The 19,998-nt window shown below is 75.5% G+C and carries 17 protein-coding genes; 9 read left to right on the forward strand and 8 right to left on the reverse strand.

Annotation, left to right across the window (positions count from 1 at the left end):
* The first annotated feature begins 109 nt into the window (after positions 1 to 109).
* Positions 110 to 910, forward strand: a complete 801-nt coding sequence (locus tag OG295_RS31740) for a glutamate racemase (RefSeq protein ID WP_371680051.1) — start codon at positions 110 to 112, stop codon at positions 908 to 910.
* Positions 911 to 973: 63 nt separating this feature from the next.
* Positions 974 to 2,296 (forward strand): hypothetical protein, encoded by a 1,323-nt coding sequence (locus OG295_RS31745; protein ID WP_371680052.1) that lies wholly within the window; start codon positions 974 to 976, stop codon positions 2,294 to 2,296.
* Positions 2,297 to 2,486: 190 nt separating this feature from the next.
* Here the strand turns inward: OG295_RS31745 and OG295_RS31750 are convergent, their stop codons facing one another.
* Positions 2,487 to 3,560 (reverse strand): ADP-ribosylglycohydrolase family protein, encoded by a 1,074-nt coding sequence (locus OG295_RS31750; RefSeq protein WP_371680053.1) that lies wholly within the window; start codon positions 3,558 to 3,560, stop codon positions 2,487 to 2,489.
* 109 nt (positions 3,561 to 3,669) lie between these two features.
* Between OG295_RS31750 and OG295_RS31755 the strand changes: the two genes are divergently transcribed.
* From OG295_RS31755 to OG295_RS31765, 3 genes are all read left to right on the forward strand, one after another.
* Entirely contained in the window at positions 3,670 to 4,185 is a 516-nt protein-coding gene (locus OG295_RS31755) for a hypothetical protein (protein WP_371680054.1), read from the forward strand.
* Positions 4,186 to 4,301: 116 nt separating this feature from the next.
* Complete coding sequence (lnt, locus tag OG295_RS31760) at positions 4,302 to 5,951, forward strand: apolipoprotein N-acyltransferase (RefSeq protein ID WP_371680055.1); 1,650 nt, start codon at positions 4,302 to 4,304, stop codon at positions 5,949 to 5,951.
* Positions 5,952 to 5,988: 37 nt separating this feature from the next.
* Positions 5,989 to 6,477: an NUDIX domain-containing protein gene (locus tag OG295_RS31765; RefSeq protein WP_371680056.1), complete on the forward strand. Its 489-nt coding sequence runs from the start codon at positions 5,989 to 5,991 to the stop codon at positions 6,475 to 6,477.
* A 4-nt stretch (positions 6,478 to 6,481) separates the two neighbouring features.
* On the opposite strand, the gene OG295_RS31770 is transcribed toward OG295_RS31765, so the two are convergent.
* A complete protein-coding gene (locus OG295_RS31770; RefSeq protein WP_371680058.1) occupies positions 6,482 to 7,252 on the reverse strand; it encodes a serine protease in 771 nt (256 codons plus the stop codon).
* A gap of 217 nt (positions 7,253 to 7,469) precedes the next feature.
* Here OG295_RS31770 and OG295_RS31775 point away from each other — a divergent pair, with 217 nt between their 5' ends.
* Positions 7,470 to 8,759, forward strand: a complete 1,290-nt coding sequence (locus OG295_RS31775; protein ID WP_371680059.1) for an ATP-binding protein — start codon at positions 7,470 to 7,472, stop codon at positions 8,757 to 8,759.
* 404 nt (positions 8,760 to 9,163) lie between these two features.
* Here OG295_RS31775 and OG295_RS31780 read toward each other — a convergent pair whose 3' ends face one another.
* The 5 genes from OG295_RS31780 to OG295_RS31800 form a co-directional block, all read right to left on the reverse strand.
* Positions 9,164 to 9,766 (reverse strand): hypothetical protein, encoded by a 603-nt coding sequence (locus tag OG295_RS31780; RefSeq protein ID WP_371680060.1) that lies wholly within the window; start codon positions 9,764 to 9,766, stop codon positions 9,164 to 9,166.
* A complete protein-coding gene (locus tag OG295_RS31785; protein ID WP_371680061.1) occupies positions 9,763 to 11,394 on the reverse strand; it encodes a serine/threonine-protein kinase in 1,632 nt (543 codons plus the stop codon). The genes OG295_RS31780 and OG295_RS31785 overlap by 4 nt, the downstream gene beginning before the upstream one ends.
* 141 nt (positions 11,395 to 11,535) lie before the next feature.
* Positions 11,536 to 12,792, reverse strand: a complete 1,257-nt coding sequence (locus OG295_RS31790) for a Tm-1-like ATP-binding domain-containing protein (RefSeq protein ID WP_371680063.1) — start codon at positions 12,790 to 12,792, stop codon at positions 11,536 to 11,538.
* Positions 12,793 to 12,840: 48 nt separating this feature from the next.
* The gene (locus OG295_RS31795; RefSeq protein WP_371680065.1) at positions 12,841 to 13,323 is read right to left on the reverse strand and encodes an NUDIX domain-containing protein; all 483 of its coding nucleotides are present in this window, start codon (positions 13,321 to 13,323) and stop codon (positions 12,841 to 12,843) included.
* 29 nt (positions 13,324 to 13,352) lie between these two features.
* Positions 13,353 to 14,381 (reverse strand): cation diffusion facilitator family transporter, encoded by a 1,029-nt coding sequence (locus OG295_RS31800; RefSeq protein WP_371680066.1) that lies wholly within the window; start codon positions 14,379 to 14,381, stop codon positions 13,353 to 13,355.
* 160 nt (positions 14,382 to 14,541) lie between these two features.
* On the opposite strand from OG295_RS31800, the gene OG295_RS31805 reads away from it, so the two are divergent.
* Genes OG295_RS31805 through OG295_RS31815 form a run of 3 tightly spaced genes read left to right on the forward strand, consistent with a single transcriptional unit; the run spans position 14,542 to position 18,533 of the window.
* Positions 14,542 to 16,935 carry an FHA domain-containing protein gene (locus OG295_RS31805; RefSeq protein WP_371680067.1) on the forward strand — a complete coding sequence of 798 codons (2,394 nt, stop codon included), beginning with the start codon at positions 14,542 to 14,544 and terminating at the stop codon, positions 16,933 to 16,935.
* A 9-nt stretch (positions 16,936 to 16,944) separates the two neighbouring features.
* A complete protein-coding gene (locus OG295_RS31810; protein ID WP_371680069.1) occupies positions 16,945 to 17,580 on the forward strand; it encodes a hypothetical protein in 636 nt (211 codons plus the stop codon).
* The gene (locus OG295_RS31815; protein WP_371680070.1) at positions 17,580 to 18,533 is read left to right on the forward strand and encodes a serine/threonine-protein kinase; all 954 of its coding nucleotides are present in this window, start codon (positions 17,580 to 17,582) and stop codon (positions 18,531 to 18,533) included. The genes OG295_RS31810 and OG295_RS31815 overlap by 1 nt, the downstream gene beginning before the upstream one ends.
* A gap of 62 nt (positions 18,534 to 18,595) precedes the next feature.
* On the opposite strand, the gene OG295_RS31820 is transcribed toward OG295_RS31815, so the two are convergent.
* A complete protein-coding gene (locus tag OG295_RS31820) occupies positions 18,596 to 19,873 on the reverse strand; it encodes a streptophobe family protein (RefSeq protein ID WP_371680071.1) in 1,278 nt (425 codons plus the stop codon).
* Positions 19,874 to 19,998 lie beyond the last annotated feature (125 nt).

Genomic DNA, 19,998 nt, shown 5'->3' on the forward strand with positions numbered 1-19,998 from the left:
GCGCCGTCCGGCTCCCGGCCGTCCCGGTGACCCCCGGGGCGTCGGGGCATCCCGTCCGCCTGAGGGTGTGCGGCCCGGACGGGGGCGCGGCGTCGATTAAGGTGACCAGGTGAAGATCGCCCTCATGGACTCCGGAATCGGCCTCCTCGCTGCGGCCGCCGTCACGCGTCGGCTGCGGCCCGACGCCGATCTGCTGCTGTCCTCGGATCCCGACGGGATGCCCTGGGGGCCGCGCACGCCCGCCGACCTGACCGAGCGCGCCCGCGGCGTCGCCCGGGCCGCCGCGGCCCTGGGTCCGGACGCGCTGATCGTCGCCTGCAACACCGCCTCCGTGCACTCCCTGGACACCCTGCGGGCCGACCTGGAGCCCGGCATCCCCGTCATCGGAACCGTGCCGGCGATCAAGCCCGCCGCCGTGGCCGGCGGGCGCGTGGCGATCTGGGCCACTCCCGCCACCACCGGCAGCCCGTACCAGCGCGGCCTGATCCGTGATTTCGCCGCCGGGGCCCGGGTCACCGAGGTGCCCTGCCCCGGACTCGCCGACGCCGTCGAGGCCGCGGACGAGGCCGCCATCGTCCGGACGGTCGCGGCCGCCGCGGCACTCACCCCGGTCGACGTCACCGACGTGGTCCTCGGCTGCACCCACTACGAGCTGGTCGAGGAAACCATCCGGGCCGCCCTCGCCGCGCGCACCGGCGGCGCCGAGCTGATCTACCACGGTTCCGCCGGGGCGGTCGCCGTCCAGGCCCTGCGCCGCATCGGCGCCGAGCCCGCACCCGGTCTGCCTCCCACCGGTCGGCTGACCGTCCTGCACAGCGGGAGGACGTCCGTGCTGTCGGCGGCGGCACTGAGCTACGCCGAGGGCCGGCTGCTCGCCGGGCGGGAACACGGCGCACCCGTCGCGGGCTGACCCCGCGACGGCCGGGCGGGAATCCCCGTTCCGCGGTGGCCCTGGCGCTCCCATACTGGGCCGGTGACCGCCTACGCCAAGCACCTGCCCACCGGGGCGACGCCGGCAAGTGACATCGGTACCTGGGGAGTCGAGGCGGCCGAGCGCTGGCGCGCGGCACGCGCCCCGGCCGTCTTCGCCCCCGGCGCCGGAAGCCGGATCCTCGGCCTCCTCGTCGTCGTCGCGCTCACCCTGATCCTCTGGAACGACGCACCCGGCCCACCGGCCGGGACGGCATGGCGGGCCTATCCCGACGCGGTGCTGCTCGCGGCGCTGCCGCTCTGGTACCGGTACCTGCCGGGGGCGACCGTCGTGTCCGCGACGCTGCTCGCGGTGGAGTCGGCCGTCACCCTTCCCGCACGCCCCGCCGCCGACACCGCGGGCCGGACCGGGCTGTTCCTCGTCTGCCTGCTGTCGCTGTGGGCGCTGACCGGGGCGGCGCTGCGGCTGCGGGCCCGCCGCAGGCAGACCCTGCTCGCCCGCGCCGCGGCCGGCCCGGACCGTTTCCCGGTCCCCGTCCGGCTGCCGACCGGGCACGACCGGCGCGGCAACGGGCGCCTCCTGGGCGGTGCCTTCCTCTGCCTCGTCGGCGCGGGCATCCTCCTCGACGGGATCCTCGGCGACTTCGGCGCGCACGGCGGCCCCCACCCGTACGACGCCGTCGGCCAGCAGTGCTTCGCCCTGCCCCTGCTGGTCCTCGGGAGCACCTTGCTGGGCGCGGGCTGGAGCGCCGACCTGGCCGCGCGGCGCCTGCACCACGCACCGCAGCCCGTGCTGCTGGTCGGCGTACGGGCCGCCCCGTCGGGGCACTTCTGGCTCTACCCGGACGCCGACACGATCGCCGGGCGGCCGCTGATCCCGTACCGGCCGCGCCGCGAGGACACTCTCGGCTCCGTACGGCTGCTCGCGCGCGGGGCGCAGATATCCCTCCCGCGCGGACTGCACGACATAGACGCCCGCGCCGAGCCCTTCGAGGCCGTCCTGTACGGGGCCCCGTACGACGGCGCCGAGGTGGTCCTGGAGTACGCGGTCCACGGCGGAGCCGGCATCTCAGCATCCGTCACGGCGGCCGCCCTGCTGCCGCGCCGACGGCACGGGCTCGACCGGTGGATCCCGGCCGGCGTCTCCTACGAGAAGACCCTGGAACGGCGTCGGGAACGGGAGCGGGAGCGGTTCCGTACGGTCGACCCGCCCACGTGGCGCAAGCGGACCACCCGGGGCACGGCGGCCACCGGCGGCGCGGGCGCCGCGGCCACCGGCGGCTGCGGAGGCGACGGCGGGGGCTGCGGGGGGAGCGGGTGCGGGGGCGGCTGCGGCGGGGGCTGCGGAGGGTGCGGCTGCGGCTGACCCCGACACGCGGCGAGCGGGGACGGACGGCCGGATCCGGCACCCCGTCAGGCCACCCCGGTCCGGTCCCGGGTCCCGGGTCCGGCCACCGCCCTGGCGGTCCTGGGCCGGTCACCGCCCCGGTCCGGTCACGGCCGCGGTCCGGTCACGGCCCAGTCACCACGTCGGCCCAGTCACCATCTCGGCCCAGTCACCGCCCCGGTCCGGTCACGGGCCTCCGGTCCCCGGGCCCCGCGTCCGCGAGTCGCCGGGCCAGGGCACGCAGGGCTTCGGCGTCCAGGACACGGTCCGGCACCCGGCCGCTGCCGTGCTGCCCCCGGTCCGGCCCCGCCCGGGGCAGCGGCACGTGGAGGGGGTCCGTCCACTCCCGGGGGACCGCGCGGGCCCCGTAGACCGCCCCGGCCAGCGCCCCGGTCACCGCGGCGACCGTGTCGGTGTCCCCGCCCAGGTCCACGGCGGCCCGTACGGCCGGCGCGAACCCGCTGGTCGTGCGCAGTGCCCACACCGCCGACCCCAGGCAGGGCCACACCGCCCCGTTGAACTCGGTGGCCAGGTCCGGATACCAGCCGGGGCCGAGCACGCGGGCGTACCGCTCGCGGTGCTCCGGGTGCACGGCGTCCAGCACCGCGGGCAGGGCGGCGAGCGGATCGGCCCCGTCCAGGGCCACCCGTACGAGCTCGTGCAGAACGGCGGTGCCCTCCCAGGCGGCCCGGTCGCCGTGGGTGAGGGCCGCGATCCGCCGGGCGGCGTCCATGGTGGCCTCGCGCCCGGCCGCGGCGAACCAGACGGCCGAGGTCGAGGCCCGCATCAGGGAACCGTTGCCCGCCGCCCGCGCGTTGACCCGGAAGTGCCGGGCGGCGGCCAGGTCCCAGGGGTCGCCGCTGCTCAGCACGTCCTCGGTCTGGAGGCCGATGTCCTTGGGTTCCCAGGCCGCCCAGTGCCGGAACCGCGCGAAGACGTCGGCGGGTTCCAGACCGTCGTGTTCGAGGAGCGATTCGCCGACCAGCACCGCCATCTGGGTGTCGTCCGTCGCCTCGCCCGGATCCCAGCCGCCGCCGCCACGCATCTCCTCGCCCCGCGCGCTCAGCGCGCCCGCCGGGCCGAATTCGTACGGAGCGCCGAGCGCGTCGCCCGCCGCCGAACCGAGCACGGCCCCCACGGCCCGGTCCAGCCAGTCCGGCCGCTCCAGCCAGTCCGGCCGCTCCGGCCGGTCCGTCCGTTCCGCCCGCGCGCCCCGTAGCCCCCGCCCTCGGTCCTGATCCATCCCACCACCCCACCACAGGCGCGGTACCGGGCACAGAGGGACCCCGCCCGCTGCGCCGAGTGGCGCAGGGCCGGTGGTGCTCCGGCGGAACGTGGGTACGCTGCTGGACATGACGGTTCACCCCCCGGGTCCGCTGTGGACGGGACGGGCCTCCAACCGCGTCCAGTGGCTGCTCGCCGCGGCCGGCGCGGCGTGTCTCGCGCTCGGCATCGAGCTCGCCGTCGACAACGCCTGGACCTCCGGCATGGTGCCGCTGCTCATGTCGGTGATCGGCTGCCTCGCGGCCGGGCTGCTGATCCTCTACGGCACCCTCGCGTTCGTGCACGTGGCCGTCACCGTCGACTCCGAACGCCTCGACGTGCGCTGCGGCCACATGGGACTGCCGCGCCGCACGATCCGGCTCTGCGACGTCGTCGCCGCCGAGTTCCTGCCCAGCATCACCCCGCAGCAGTGGGGAGGCTGGGGCTACCGCTGGCGACCGGACAAGGGCACCGCGATCATCGTCCGGCGCGGCGAGGGCGTCGAGCTCGTGCTCGGCGACGGCAAGCTCTTCACGGTCACCGTCGATGACGCCGAGAACGCCGTCCGCGTCATCCGCACGCACCTGCGCGCGCTCGCCCGCTAGGCCGACGGCCACCGCGCCCGTTCCGCCACCCGTCCGCCCTGCCGCACCGCGCCCGGTGTCCGGTGTGCGGTGTCTCCTTACCGGCCCTTGGGACACGGGGACGTACACTCCGCCAGATGAGCAGCAGTGTCACCAGCGCCGCCGGGAGCGGGCCCTCGCAGCCCGCCGGACGAGCCGAAGCGGGTACCGAGACCACGGCCGGAGCCACGGCCGCAGCCGAGGCCGCGGCCGCCGCCGGCCCGGGGAAGCGGAAGGCGGGCTGGCTGCTGCGGGCCGCCCTCGCCGCCGTCGCCGGAGTGCTGCTCTACCTCAGCTTCCCGCCCCGCCCCCTGTGGTGGCTGGCCCCCTTCGCCCTCGCCCTGCTGGCCGGCTGCCTGCGCGGCCGCCGCGCCCGGGCGGGCTTCGGGCTCGGCTTCCTCTTCGGGCTCGGCTACCTGCTGCCGCTGCTCGTGTGGACCGGCGAGGGGGTCGGCCCCGTGCCCTGGCTGGCCCTCGTCACCCTCGAAGCCCTGCTGATCGGCCTGGCCGGCCTCGGCATCGCCCTCGTCGGCAAGCTCCCCGGCTGGCCCCTGTGGGCGGCGGCCGTCTGGGTCGCGGACGAGGCCCTGCGCGCCCGTGCCCCCTTCGGTGGCTTCTCCTGGGGCCGGCTCGCCTTCGGCCAGGCCGAGGGGGTCTTCACCCCGCTCGCCGCCGTCGGCGGCACCCCGCTGCTCTCCTTCGGCGTGGCGCTGTGCGGATTCGGGCTCTACGAGGTGGCCCGCATCGCCCGCCGCCATCCGGGCCGGACCACCGCCGCGCTCGCCGCGGTCGCCGTCGTCGCCCCGATCGGCGCGGCCCTCGCCGCCCGCCCGCTGGTCTCCGACGCCGCCGAGGACGGCACCGCCGTGGCCGCCGTCATCCAGGGCAACGTGCCCCGAGCCGGGTTCGACTTCAACGCCCAGCGCCGCCAGGTCCTGGACAACCACGCGAACCGCACCCTCCAGCTCGCCGAGGACGTCAAGGCGGGCCGGGTCGCCAAGCCCGACTTCGTGGTGTGGCCGGAGAACTCCTCCGACATCGACCCCTTCACACAGCCCGACGCCTACTCCGTGATCGACCGGGCGGTGAAGGCCATCGGCGTGCCCGTCGCGATCGGCTCCGTACTGGCCCCCGAAACCGGCCCGCTGCGCAACACGATGATCCTGTGGGACCCGGTCAAGGGCCCCACCGCCACCTACGACAAGCGCAAGATCCAGCCCTTCGGCGAGCGGATCCCGATGCGCTCCTTCGTCCGGCTCTTCAGCTCCGACGTGGACCGCGTCCGCCGCGACTTCGGCCCCGGCAAGGAACCCGGGGTCTTCGGCATGGGGGGCAGCGGGATCGGCATGGTCACCTGCTACGAGGCCGCCTTCGACGACGCCGTCCGCTCCACCGTCACGGCCGGCGCCCAGGTCATCGCCGTCCCCAGCAACAACGCCACCTTCGGCCGGACCGAGATGACCTACCAGCAGCTCGCCATGGACCGGATCCGCGCGGTCGAGCACAGCCGCAGCGTCCTCGTCCCCGTCACCAGCGGGGTCAGCGCCGTCATCCGCCCCGACGGCTCGATCGTGTCGCAGACGAAGATGTTCACCGCCGACGCGCTCGTGGCCGAGATCCCGCTGCGTTCCACGCAGACCCCGGCCACCCGGATGGGCCCGCTGCCGGAGTACGCGCTGGTCCTGGTCGCCGCGGCCGGCCTGGGGACGGTCCTCTTCCGCCGCGTTCGCGCCCGCCGGGCCGCATAACGACGGTGACCGGCGAGCGGCCTCGTAAGGTCGGGGCATGACCACTCCCGAATTCATCCGCGCGATCCGGGCGGGCGCCGGGCAGCTGCTGCTCCTGCTGCCCGGGGTGACCGCCGTCGTCTTCGACGACCGGGGCCGGGTGCTGCTCGGCCGCCGCGCCGACACCGGCCGCTGGTCCGTCATCGGCGGGATCGCCGAGCCGGGGGAGCAGCCCGCCGACACGGCGGTGCGCGAGGTGTTCGAGGAGACGGCCGTGCGGTGCGTGCCGGAACGGGTCGTGCTCGTCCAGATGCTCGAACCGGTCACCTACCCGAACGGCGACGTCTGCCAGTTCCAGGACATCACCTTCCGCTGCCGCGCGACCGGCGGCGAGGCCCGCGCCGCCGACGGGGAGCTGCTGGAGGTCGCCTGGTGCGACCCGGAGGAGCTGCCGCCGCTGGAGCCCTTCGCGCTGGACCGCGTACGGCGCGCACGGCGCGAGGAGCCCACCTGGTTCGAGGCGCCCGCGGGCCCCGCGGAGCGGTAGCGGCTCAGCCCGCCGAGACGGCCGCCTCGCGGTAGAGCTCCAGGGCCTGGTCGCCCATCACCGCGCTGTAGGAGACCTCCGGGACCGTACCGCCCCCCTCGTAGCCGCCCAGGACCCCGGCCAGCGCGCCGTCCACCAGCCAGGGGCTGCCGCTGGTGCCGCCGCTCAGATCGGGGCAGTCGATGCGCCGCTGGGTCTCGGAGAACAGGCTCGTGGCGTTGGAGCAGCGCAGCGGGGCGTCCAGCGTGCTGGGATATCCGAGGATCGTCACCGTGACGTCGTCGGGCTGCTCCGTGACGACCGGGAACCCGCCGACGACGTCCTCGATCCGCGCCCCGTCCAACGGCGCGACGGTCGCGAAGGCGATGTCGTCGTCGGGGTCCTTGCCGTCGGTCCAGTCCCCGGCCACGTTCACACCGGTCAGCCGCCACACCCCGTACGGGGCCTTCCCGTCCCGGTAGCCCGGGGCGAACACGGTGGTGTCCGGGTGGTCGAGGCAGTGCGCGGCGGTGGCGATCACGTCGCGGTCGGCGCTGTGCACCACGGCGGCGGTGCAGAAGTGCCCGCCGTCGAGGGCGCCCGCGAACAGTGCGCCCACCCGGGCCACCGTCGCGTCGGGCAGGGCCGTGGCAGTCACGCCGAGCGGGGGAACGGCCGCAGCGTTCGGCATGTCCACGCTCAGCAGGGCGGCCATCGCGGTCACCGCGAGCAGGATCCGGGACGCCCGCCGGGCGCGGGGACGGCCGGCCTGTCGGAGGAGGATGCGTTGGATCATGCACCGAGCCTCCCCGGGGAAACTGTGTCCGGAGCCCGGTGCTCCGTATGAATCCGCTGTGAATCCCGGCGGGGGAGCGCCGCGGGATCCGGCCGCCGCGGAGTCTATGGACGCCGCGGTGGGTTTCCGGACCGGCTGTTGTGCACCTCGGAGCGTGATCGCCGGGGCCGCCCGCCCCTAGCCTCGCCGCAGGAGCACGAACGAGGGGCGGTACCCGGTGAACTGGCTCATCCACGACTACCGCGAGAGCGATCTCGCAGCGGTGGTCCACCTGATCGACACCACGGCGGAGCTCGGCCAGGAGTCCGTCTTCTCCCTCGCCGAGTGCATCGGCGCGCTCACCGACCGGCAGCCCTGCGTGGTCGCCGTCCACCAGGGCGTCCCGATCGGCGCGGCCCTCGCCTGCGTGACCGGGGAGCGCGCCTGGGTGATGCGCATCGCGATCGCCGCCGGCTGGCGCGGCCGGGGCCTGGCCAGCGCCCTGCTGGTCGAGCTGGAGCGGCGGCTGATCGCCGCCCGCGTCGGCCGGATCGCCTACGTCCTGCCCGAGGAGGACCTGCTCGGCGAGGGCCTGCTGAACGCGGGCTACACCCGCCAGCCCGCGGTCGCCTACTTCGAGAAGACCGAGCCGCTGCACGGACCGGCCGCCGGCCTCCTCGACGACCTCGGCGGCCGGTTCCTCCAGAGCGACCTGTGGGACCGGGTCGCCGGCATGGAGAAGGAGAAGGACCTCATCGAGCGGCGCGTGGTGCTGCCGCTCGCCGAGCCGGAACGGGCCGCCTCGCACGGGGTGCGGGCCCCGCGGGCCATCACCCTCTTCGGGCCGCCCGGCACCGGGAAGACCACCTTCGCCCGCGCCATCGCCTCCCGCCTGGGCTGGCCCTTCGTGGAACTGCTGCCCTCGCGCCTCGCCGACGAGGGCAACCTGTCGGCCGCGCTGCGCGACGCCTTCGCCCGGATCGCCGAGCTGGAGCGGGTGCTCGTCTTCATCGACGAGGTCGAGGAGATCGCCCCCGTGCGCACCGAGCCCGCGCAGCCCGGCGGGATCCACGGGGTGACCAACGAACTGCTCAAGCTGATACCCGGCTTCCGGGAGGGCGACGAGCGGCTGTTGGTCTGCGCCACCAACTCCATCCGCTCCCTCGACCCGGCCTTCCTGCGGCCGGGCCGCTTCGACTACCTGATCCCGATCGGCACCCCCGACGCCGGGGCGCGCGCCGCGATCTGGTCGCGGTACACGGCGGGCCGCGCGGGCGTGGACGTGGCGGCGCTGGTGGAGGCGAGCGAGCTGTTCACCCCCGCCGACATCGAGCACGCGGCCCGGACCGCGGCGCAGGTGTCCTTCGAACGGGACCTGGAGGCGGCGGTGGCGCGGGGGCTGGGGGCCGCCCCGCCCGGGGCGACGACGGCGGACTACCTGGCGGCGATAGCGCAGTGCCGTCCGACGGTCACCCCGGCGATGACGGGCGAGTTCCAGGCGGACATCGCCGCCCACGCCCGCTCCTGAACTCCGTCCCCCGGTTGCGGCGGGGGACGGCCATCCGTGACACCGGTCGGCGATACCGGGGCGACCGACACCGCGTCCGGTACGCGAAACGGCCCGCAGCCCCTCCCCAAAGCGGCTGCGGGCCTCCCGCGCGGACTGGGCATCCGTGCGGGACGGCCGCGTTCCGGTTGGGGTGTTCGCCGGCTGGAGCGCGGCACGCAGGGGTGCCCGAGGGCGTCCTGTACGTCCTCGCCCACCCCTTGAGTCAACCAGCGGGCCCCCGTCCCCGGCTTCGGCCGGACGGCCAGGTCAGACCCGGCCGGAAGGACGGCTCCCGCGCCGCTCCCCACCCGGCCACCCGTTCCGGCGCGCCCCCCGGCGCCCCCACGTCCCGGCGTTCCGGCCCGGCGCCGTCCGGCCGTCCGCTACGGGCGGCAGCTGTACGTGAAGTCCACCGCGGCGGAGCGCTCGACGGGCGAGACCAGCTGGAGTTCCGCCCGCGCCGCGTAACGCCCGGTGCCCCGGAAGGTCCACAGCAGGTGCAGCGTGGCCTCCTCGCGCCCGCGCGGCACCCGCTCCGTCAGCTCCTCCGAGCGCGTGCCGTCGCTGCGGACCCAGCGGTAGGTGAGGGTCCCGGGCCGCCCGTCGGTGTGTACGACGGCCACCACATCGGCGGCCCGGTCGCAGCCGGGACCCGCCGGGTCGGTGGTGACCGCCACGTCCCGGACGGCGACACCGGGCCCGAACCGCTGCCAGCCCAGATACGCCAGCACCAGCGCGAGCACCACGGCGGCGAGGGCGTACCGCCGCCAGCCCCCGCCCCGGCGCCGGACCGGCGCGGGCGCCGCGGGCCGCAGCGGGAACGGCGCCGGCATCGCCGCCGTCACACCCGGCCCGAAGCGCAGCACGGAACCCTCGACCCGGTCGGGGGCCGCGTCCTCGGGCGACGGCGGCCCGGTGAACCAGTGGCTGCCGAGGACGGTGGCGCTGTAGTCGTCGTCGCCCTGCGGGGCGCGGGGATCGCTCATCGTGGGGGCTCCTGGTCCTGGCAGCGCACCAGCGGCTTCGAGTCGTACGCCGGACCGCTCCCGGCGGCCGGCTCGGTGGTGACGCGGACGCCGCCGTAGCAGCCGTACCCGCGCGGGAAGGTGTGGGAGCGGACGACCTGGGCCGGGGAGCCGGCCTTGACGAAGAAGGTGTCGGTGCCGTCGGGCACCGTGTAGGCCCCCTGGGCGGAGCCCAGGTACCACTGCAGGACCACCTTGACGGCCCCCCTCCCCGCGGCGGACACGGAGACGGCGGCGTCGCCCCGGTAGACACCGGTCTTGAGGGAGACGTCCACGGCGGTCACCCGCAGGGTGGGGGTCGGCGTGGGCGTGGGCGTGGGCGTCGGGGACCAGGACACGGTTGGCTTCCCCGTCGGGGTCGGCGTGGGGCTCGGGCTCGCCGAGGGGGAGGCCGTCGGCGTCGGGGACCACGAAGGGCTCGGCTGGGCCGACGGGCCCGGGGAGGCGCCGGGGGAGGCGGAGACGGAGCCCGACGGGGACGCGGACGGACCCGGGGCGGGCGGCGCGGACCCCGGCGGGGCCGGGCTCGTGGTGGCGAGGGCGCTCAGCGCGGACGCCCCGGACGGGCCGGCGCCCACGGCGTCGGTGGTCAGCACCAGCGCGGCCCCCAGGACCAGGGCCAGCCCGGCCGCGAACCAGCCGGCGCGCCCCGGGGCCCAGCCGGCGCCCTGCCCGATCGAGGTCGTGGCCACGGCGGTGGTGCCCGCCGCGGCGGCGCCCGCCGAGGGGAACAGCAGCGGCAGCAGGGCGGCCAGCGCGGCGAGCTTGCGCTGCCCGCGCTCCTCCCAGCCCGGCCCGTACGCGGTGAGCGCCAGCTCCTCCAGCTCCGCGACGAAGGCCTCGGCGTTCTCCGGCCGCCGGTCCGGCCGTTTGGCCAGGCCGCGCCGGATCAGCGGGCGCACCGGTTCCGGGGCCTCCGTCTCCGGCACCGGCGCCTCGATGTGCTGGACGGCGAGCTCCGCGAGGTTGGTGCCGTCGTACGGCTTGCGCCCGGTCAGGAACTCGAAGAAGGTCGCGGTGGCCGCGTACACGTCGGCGGTCGGCGAGGCGGGTTCGCCCTGCCACTGTTCGGGCGCCATGTAGGCGGGGGTGCCGGCCACGCCCGGGGTGGTGCCGCGGCCCGTCGCGATCCCGAAGTCGACCAGTTTCGAGGAGCCGTCCGGAGCGACCAGCACGTTCTCCGGCTTGTAGTCCCGGTGGACGACACCCGCCCGGTGGGCCGCGGCCAGCCCCAGGAGGGAGCCCTTCAGCACGACCAGGGCCGCCTCCGGCTCCGCCCGCCCGGACTCCCTCAGGACCGCCCGCAGGGAGATCCCGTCGACCAGCTCCATCACGATCGCGGCGCCGTCCGGCGCCTCCACGTACTCGTAGAGGCCCACCACGTAGGGGGAGCCGAGACCGCCGAGCAGCCGTGCCTCCGCCCGGAACTCCCGGACGAAGGCCGGGTCCCGGCGCAGCCGCTCCGACAGGTACTTCACCGCGACCGCCGTGCCGGTGGCCGCGTGCACCGCGAGCACCACCCGGCCGCTGGCGCCCGCACCGAGCTCGCGGACCTCGCTGTAGCCGGGCACCGTCCAGCCGTTGTCCATCGTCCGCCCCCGTCCGTGGCGTCACCGGCCTCCGAGGGGGCCGGCCGGTCGTCCCCCGACCGGCACCCTCCAGGACACGGTTTCCGCCACGGCCGGTTCCCAACCCCGCCGGGTGTCCGGGACGCGGACACCCGGCGGGGATCAGGCGGCGGCCGAGACCGCGCCGATCATGGTGTGCAGCCGGTCGGCGGCGGCCCGTCCGAAGGCCGGGTCGTTGATGTGGGTGTCGTAGTCGTAGAGGCGGGCCGCGCTCCCGCGCAGGCCGTCGCGCAGCGTCGAGAACAGGGCCCCGTCCGCACGGGGGTCGTGGTACGGGCCGCCCGGCGCGCCGAGCGTGGACAGTCCGCGCAGGGGCAGGCAGACCGCCGTCGGCCCCGTCGACGCCCGCAGTTTCGCCGCGACCCGGCGGCCCAGCTCCGCGCATTCGGACTCGGTCGTACGGATCACCGTGATCGAGGGGTTGTGGACACGGATCCTGCGGTAGCGGGCCCGTTCGGGCAGGGTCTCCAGCGGCCCGAACTTCACCATGTCCAGCGCGCCCAGGCTCACCACCTGCGGGATCCCCGCCCGCCCGGCCGCGCTGAGCCGGTCGGGTCCCGCCGTGAGGATGCCGCCGCACAGGTCGTCGGCGAGCTCGCTGAGGGTCAGGTCCAGCACCCCGGCGAAGATCCCCTGCCCGGCCAGGGTCTCCAGGGTCCGCCCGCCCGTACCGCTGGAGTGGAAGACCAGTACCTCGTAGCCGAGTTCGGTCAGCCGTTCCCGGGCCGCGTCCACACCGGTCGTCGTCACCCCCGCCATGCTCGCCGCGACCAGCGGCCGGGCACCCGCCCCCAGCCGGGCCGGGCGGCGCAGCTCCATGGAGGCGCGCTGGAACGCCCTGGACATCCCGGCGACCGCTTCCACGGCGTTCGCCAGCACCGGCGCCGAGATGCTGTTGATCCCGGCGATGTCCACGACGCTGTACATCATCGTGATGTCCGCGGACCCGACGTACGGGGCCACGTCCCCGGACGCCATCGAGGAGACCATCACCTTCGGCACGCCGAGCGGCAGCGCCCGCATGGCGCGCGTCGCGATCGAGGTGCCCCCGCTGCCCCCGATCGCGAGCACCCCGTGCAGCCGCCCCTCGGCGTGCAGGCGCAGGAGGGCCGCCTCGGCGCCCCGGGCCATCGTGGCCACGGCCGAGCCCCGGTCGGCGGCGGCCCGCAGGTCGGACAGTTCCGTGCCCGCCGCGCGGGCCACCGCTTCGCGCGGCACGTCCGCGTCCCCCCGGGGCTCTCCCATGATCCCCGTGTCGACCAGGACCACCTCGACGCCGGCGCGCAGCAGCCTCTCGCGCAGCCAGCCGTACTCGACACCCTTGGTGTCCAGGGTTCCCACCAGCACGACGCTCGTCATATGTGCAATGTCCACGCAGGTGGGGTTTGTTGGCAAGTAAAGGTCGAGTCAACCCTCCAGTAGCACCAACAGGCGCTCCAGGAAAGGGAGTTGAGGCATCATCAGCTTGTTTCGCGCCATCGGCGGGGCGAACCAGGCCACCCGGTCCAGCTCCGGGAACTCCTGCTCCCGCCCGGAGTGCGGAGGCCACTCCATCGTGAACGTCCCGGGCACCGTCAGCGCCGGATCGAGGTCCGCCTCGACCGCCCAGATGGTCACCAGCTTCCCGCTGGTCAGCCGTACCTCGCCGAGCGGCAGGTAGTCGCCCTCCGGCGGCGCCAGCCCGAGCTCCTCCGTGAACTCCCGGCGGGCCGCGTCCCGGGGCGCCTCGTCCGGCCCGTACTCGCCCTTGGGGATCGCCCAGCCGCCGGCGTCCCGCCCCGCCCACAGGGGACCGCCCATGTGGCCGAGCAGGACCTCCACGCCCCCGCCGCCGGTGCGGCGGAACAACAGCAGGCCGGCGCTGCGCTTGTGCCTCTTCGGCTCCGTCATGGCTTCATGTATGCCCCGCCGGCCGGCCTTCAGTGCGCGTGCGGGCCCTCCCGGTGCACCGGGCCGTGCGCGTCCGCGCAGTGCGGGTCACGGCCGCCCGGCTCCCCGCCCGCCCGGCCGACCGACAGCAGCGCCTCCTGGACGTGGTCCACCTGGAGCGTGGTGTGAGTGATCCCGTACTCCTTCTCCAGCAGCCGCTCCAGCTCCCGGCGCACCGCGTGGCAGTCGCCCTCCGGTTCCACCAGTACGTGCGCGGACAGCGCGGCCTGCCCCGAGGTGATCGTCCAGATGTGCAGGTCGTGGACCTCCGTCACCGGCGGGTGTCCGACGAGACGGTCGCCGACCGCGTCCGGGTCCAGGTGCGCCGGGGCCGCCTCCAGGAAGATCCGCCCCGACTCGCGCACCAGCCCGTAACCCGCCTTCACCATCAGCACCACCACCACGAGCGTGGCGATCGCGTCCGCCTGCACGAAACCGGTCGTGAGCACGATCAGGCCGGCCACGGCCGTCCCGATGAAGGCGTACAGGTCGTTCAGGACGTGCTGGTAGGCGCCCTCCACGGCCAGCGAGGACCGGTTCGCCCGCGAGATGCACCAGGCCGCCGCCACGTTGACGACGATGCCGGCCAGCGCCGTCACCAGCACCAGACCGCCCTCCACCTGCGGCGGGTCGATCAGCCGCCGCACCGCCTCGTACGCCAGCCAGGCCGCCAGCAGCAGCAGGGTCAGCCCGTTGGCCTGGGCGGAGAGGATCTCGGCCCGCTTGAGGCCGAACGTGAAACCGCCGCGCGCCGGGCGCGCCGCCAGCCGCATCGCGATCAGCGCGAGGACGATCGAGACGGCGTCGGTCAGCATGTGCGCCGCGTCCGAGATCAGGGCCAGGGACTGGGCCATCACGCCGACGACCACCTCGACGGCCATGAAGCCGCCGATCAGCGCGAGCGCGATCGCCAGCCAGCGGCGGTCCGCGTCCGGGTCGACCCCGTGACTGTGCCCGGCGTGGCCGTGGCCGTGGTCGGGCCCCCGGTCGTGGTCGTGCGCGTGGTCGTGCCCGGTCATGGCGTCCCTCGTTCGTTCGGTTCCGACGCGTGAAGTGAAGCGCACCTCGGCGGGATCGGCAAAGGCTGCAACGGGGACCGTTGTCATTCTCCATAAGACCCCTCTGACCTGCGGTGATGCTGCCCGCGCCGGGACCGGTCGATCGTGGGAGGATCTGTGCATGGCCCAGCGCTCCGGAGCGGACACCGCGCCCGAACTCGTCCTGGAGACCGCCGGGGGCTCGACCGAGATGAGCCCGTCCCGGACCTATCACGTCGGCCGGGACCCCCTCTGCGAGATCTGCCTCGACGACGCCCGCGTCTCCTGGCACCACGCGGTCCTGTGCCCCGACGGGGACCACTGGACCGTCCGTGACGAGGACAGCACCAACGGCACCTGGGCCGACGGCCACCGCATCCGCGAATGGAGCGTCGGCCCCGGCAGCGAGTTGCGCTTCGGCAGCGCCCAGGACGGCCCGCGCGCCGTCCTCTCCATCCGCACGCCCCCGGCCCCGCCCCCGCCCCCGCCCGCGGCCGTCCCGTCCGTCGCCCCCGTAGCCCACCCGGAGCGCACCGGCACCTTCCGCCGGCCCACCACCGTCCGCCCGCTGGCCGCCCGTACCGCCCTGCGCATCGGCCGCGACCCCGCCAACGACCTCGTCGTCGACGACCTCGTCGTCTCCCGCCGGCACGCCGAACTGCGCGCCCTCGCCGACGGCACCTACGAGATCGCCGACCTCGGCAGCCACAACGGCACCTACCTCAACGGCACCCCCGTCGAACGGGCCCGGATCGCCGAGGGGGACATCGTCGGCATCGGCCACTCGGCCTTCTGCCTCGTCGGCGACCAGCTCCAGGAGTACGTCGACAGCGGCGAGGTCTCCCTCGACGTGCAGGACCTCGCCGTCGCCGTCGACCACGGCCGCAAGACCCTCCTCGACGACGTCTCCTTCCCCGTCGGCGGAAAATGCCTGCTCGCCGTCGTCGGACCCAGCGGCGCCGGCAAGTCCACCCTGCTCGGCGCCCTGACCGGACTGCGCCCAGCCGACCACGGCACCGTCCTCTACGACGGCCGCGACCTCTACCGCGACTACGCCGAACTGCGCAGCCGCATCGGACTCGTCCCCCAGGACGACATCCTGCACGCCCAGCTCACCGTCCGCCGCGCCCTCACCTACGCCGCCGAACTGCGCTTCCCGCAGGACACCGCCAAGACCGAACGCCAGGCCCGCGTGGACGAGGTGATCGGCGAACTCGGCCTCGGACAGCGCGCGGACCAGCCCATCCACAGCCTCTCGGGCGGCCAGCGCAAACGGGTCTCCGTCGCCCTGGAACTGCTGACCAAGCCGTCCCTGCTCTTCCTCGACGAACCCACCTCCGGCCTCGACCCCGGCATGGACCGGTCCGTCATGCACATGCTGCGCGGCCTCGCAGACGACGGCCGCACCATCATCGTCGTCACCCACAGCGTGCTCAGCCTGGACGTGTGCGACCGGCTGCTGGTGCTCGCCCCCGGCGGCCGTGTCGCCTGGTACGGGCCGCCCGGCGAGACCCTCGGCTTCTTCGGCTTCGACCAGTGGCCCGAGGCCTTCGAGGCCTTCGAGAACGAGCGGGACCGCGACTGGGCCGGCCAGTACGCCGCCTCCCCGCAGTACCGCGCCTACGGGGCCGGGGCAGCCCACAGACCCCGTGGTCCCCGCGGAGCCCCGGACGGGCAGTCCGGCCAGGGCCCGGCGGGCTTCGCCCCCGCGCCGCCCAAGGCGCAGAGCTGGGGATCCCAGCTCTCCACCCTGGTCCGCCGCTACGCCGCCGCGCTCGGCGCCGACCGCACCTTCCTCGCCATCATGATCGCCCTGCCGTTCGTGATGGGCGCCATGGCCCGCGCCCTGGCCGGCAGCGCCCTCACCCAGGAGACGGCGATCAACGCCCTGCTCATCCTGTGCGTCGGCGGCGTCCTGACCGGAGCCGCCAACGCCGTCCGGGAGCTGGTCAAGGAACGGGTCATCTACCAGCGGGAACGCGCCGTCGGACTGTCCCGGTCCGCCTATCTGATGTCCAAGGTGGTGGTGCTGGGCACGATCACCGTGGCCCAGGCCGTCGTCCTGACCCTCGTGGGCCTCTTCGGCGTGCGGCTCGGACCGCCGGGCGCCACCGGGGTGTTCCTGCCGCCGCTCGTCGAGATCACCCTCGCCGTCGCCCTGCTGTCCTTCACCGCGATGACGCTCGGCCTGCTCGTGTCCGCCCTGGTGAACAAGGAGGAGGTCACCATGCCGCTGCTGGTCCTCCTCGCCATCGTCCAGGTGGTCTTCTGCGGGGCGCTGCTCCAGCTCGACGGGGTGCCGGTGATCGAGCAGCTCGCCTGGTTCGTCCCCTCCCGCTGGGCGCTCGGCGCGATGGCCGGCACCATCGACCTCGCCCGGATCGTGCCCGGCCCGCTCACCGACGACCCCCTCTTCGCGCACTCCGCCGGGGTCTGGCTCCTCAACATGGGCATGCTGGTGGCCCTGTCCGTCCTGTTCTGCGTACTGGTCGCGCGGCTGCTGCGGCGGCACGAGCCCGCGATCATGCGGAAGTAGGGCCGGCCGATGACCGCCCCGGACGCCCCCGGCGCCGTGTTCCGGCCCACGCACGTGGTCCCGCCCGACGGGCTGCCCGCCTGGGAGGCGCCCGACGCGACCCGGCCGACCACCGCCCTGGACGCCTTCCTCCCCGTACGCCTGCTGTCCCGGAGCGGGGAGTGGGGAGAGGTCCTGTGCGCCAACGGCTGGTCCGCCTGGGTCGACGGCCGGCTGCTGGTGGCCGTGCCGCAGCCGCCGCCCACGGGCGGCCGGCCCACCGTACCGGCGGAGGACCCGGGGCCGCTGCTCGCCGGGGCGGCCGACGCCCTCGACCGCTACCGGCGGGCCGTCCGCGAACTCGCCGCGGACCGGGCGGACACCGGCGCGTTCCGGGAGGCCGTACGGGGCCTGCGGGCCGGGATCGTCATCGACGGGGAGTCCGCGTGGCTCTACGACGCCGCGGCGGACCAGTGGACGTACGCGGACGGGAGCCGCCTGGCCCCCTACGCGGTCGTCACGGGACCGGTCGCCCCTCCCGCGCCGCAGCCCCGGGACCCGCGGCCGCGGGAGTCCGGCCCCGCCCCGGGCACCGGCGCGGCGGAACCGGCCCACGAGCCCACCAGGGTCGTGGACCGGCCCCCGCCCGAACCGGGCGGGCGCTGATGGGAGCCGCCGACCCGCGGGCCGGGCGGGCGTCCGGACCCGCCGGCAGGCGGATCGCCGGCTACCTGCTGGAGGACGAGATCGGGCGCGGCGGCATGGCCGTCGTCTACCGGGCCCGGGACCTGCGGCTGGACCGCACGGTGGCGCTGAAGGTACTGGCCCCCGAACTGGCCCGCAACGACACCTTCCGGCAGCGCTTCGCCCACGAGTCCAGGGTGGCGGCGGCCATCGACCACCCGCACATCGTGCCGGTGTTCGAGGCCGGTGAGGCGGACGGGCTGCTGTACATCGCCATGCGGTACGTCCCCGGACAGGACCTGCGGGCCCTCCTCGACCGCACCGGGCCGCTGTCCGTGGCGGCGGCGGCCCGGATCGCGGGCCAGCTGGCCTCGGCACTCGACGCCGCCCACGCCCACGACCTGGTCCACCGGGACGTCAAACCCGGCAACGTCCTGGTCGCCGAGGGCACGGACGGCGAACACCCCGAGCACGTGTACCTGACCGACTTCGGCCTCACGAAGAAGTCCCTCTCGCTGACCGGGTTCACGACCGTCGGCCAGTTCGTCGGGACACTGGACTACGTCGCCCCGGAGCAGATCTCCGGGAAGCCGGTGGACGGCCGCTGCGACGTGTACGGGCTGGGCTGCGTGGTCTACGAGATGCTGACCGGGGGCCCGCCGTTCCGCCGCGACGACGACCTCGCCCTGCTCTGGGCGCACCAGTACGATCCGCCGCCCCCGCCGTCCTCGCACCGCCCGGAACTGCCGCCCGCCGTCGACTCCGTACTCGCCAAGGCCCTCGCGAAGGCCCCCGAGGACCGCTGGGGGACCTGCCTGGCCTTCACCACGGCCCTCCGCGCCACGGCCGGCCGTCCACCGGTGGCCGCCCCCGCCTGCCCGCCGCCCCCGCACTGGGCCCTGCCCGTGTTCCGCGGCCCCTCCGAGCGCGCGTAGCCCCACTGGGCGCCCGTAGCCCCACCGGGCTCCCGGGCCGCGGCGGCCCGGCGGTCACGGCCTCACGGTGCCGCCGGGGCCCGCCCGCCCCGGCGGCGCCGGACGGGGCGGGACAGGAGCGCGCCGAGGAAGCCCGCCACGGCGCCCCAGAGGAGGGCGAGTCCCGTCGTGCGCCACAGGTGCGGGGTGAGTTCGGCGGTGCCCGCGAGGCCGGCCACGTCGCCGATGCCCAGGAGGGACAGACCGAACCGGACCTCGACCCGGGCGAGCAGGCACACCGTCAGGGTGGCCAGCGCGAGCGCCACCGCCAGGTGCAGGGCGTGCCGGTGGGGCCGCACGTGCGCGGGGGAGCGTACGGCGGCCAGCACCCCGGTGCCGAGCAGCAGGACGGCCGCCACCGGCACCAGCCACCAGGCCCGCGGGTCGTGCTCCGCGAGCGAGGCCACGTCGACGGTCGACGCCTCGGAGCCGCGCAGGACCCGGTCCAGCACCTGCGGCACCGGCAGGCCGAACGGCCCCTCCACCCGGCCCTGCCACGCACCGCCGAAGCCCACGGTGAGGGCCGGCCAGGCCAGGTTGGGCAGGCCGAGCAGGAGCACGGCCAGGGTCCGGGCGGCGTGGCCCCGGGTGGCGGCCGTCACCAGGCCGACGGCCAGGCCGAGCCCGACGTACGCGACGAGCAGGACGGCGGTGGCGTGGGCGGCCGGGCGCACCGCCGCGTGGAAGCGGACCAGGGCCGCCGGGAGCGGCGCTCGCCGCGAGACCAGCAGGGTGATCAGCTGCAGGCCCAGGATCCACAGCAGCCCGAAGAGGAGCGTGGCGGGCAGGTCGGCCCGGAAGCCCACCGACGGTGCGCCGCCGAGCAGCTCGCCGAGGTCCCCGAGCGGTGAGTCCCCGGGGGAGAGCCCGAAGTCCTGCCGGGCCAGGAGGCCGGACAGGGTGAGCAGGAGCAGCCACAGGACGGTCAGCCGGGCGGCCCGCAAGAGCAGTTCCCGGGGCGTGACCACCGCCCGGCCCCGCAGCGGACGCAGGAAGAGGAAGCCCGTGGTGAGCGCACCGGCCAGGCTGACCGACAGGGGCATCACCGACAGGCTCACCTCCGCCCCGGCCAGCGGGCCCGCCTCGGCGGAGCCCCCGACCGCGCCGCCCGCGGCCATCACCACGACGGCGGCGAGCACCCGGGGGAAGGCGCCCCCCGGCAGATCGCCCGCTCCCGCGCAGGCGAGCCCGGCCGCGGCCACCGCGGTCATCACCGCGAAGCCCGCCAGGGCGGCGACGAGCGCGTCGCGCCAGGCCCCGGGGGAGGCGTGCGCGGAGGTCCTGACGGAGGAGCGGATCACCCGCTCACCGTGGCACCCCCGGCTTGCGGGCACCACCGGGAGCACACACACAATGGTCCGCAGGAGTGTACGAACACCTATGAACCGGAATCAACAGGAGCTTTCGGGAATTCCGCCGCCGGGAG

Origin of the sequence: Streptomyces sp. NBC_01276, assembly GCF_041435355.1 — a bacterium.
Classification (GTDB): domain Bacteria; phylum Actinomycetota; class Actinomycetes; order Streptomycetales; family Streptomycetaceae; genus Streptomyces.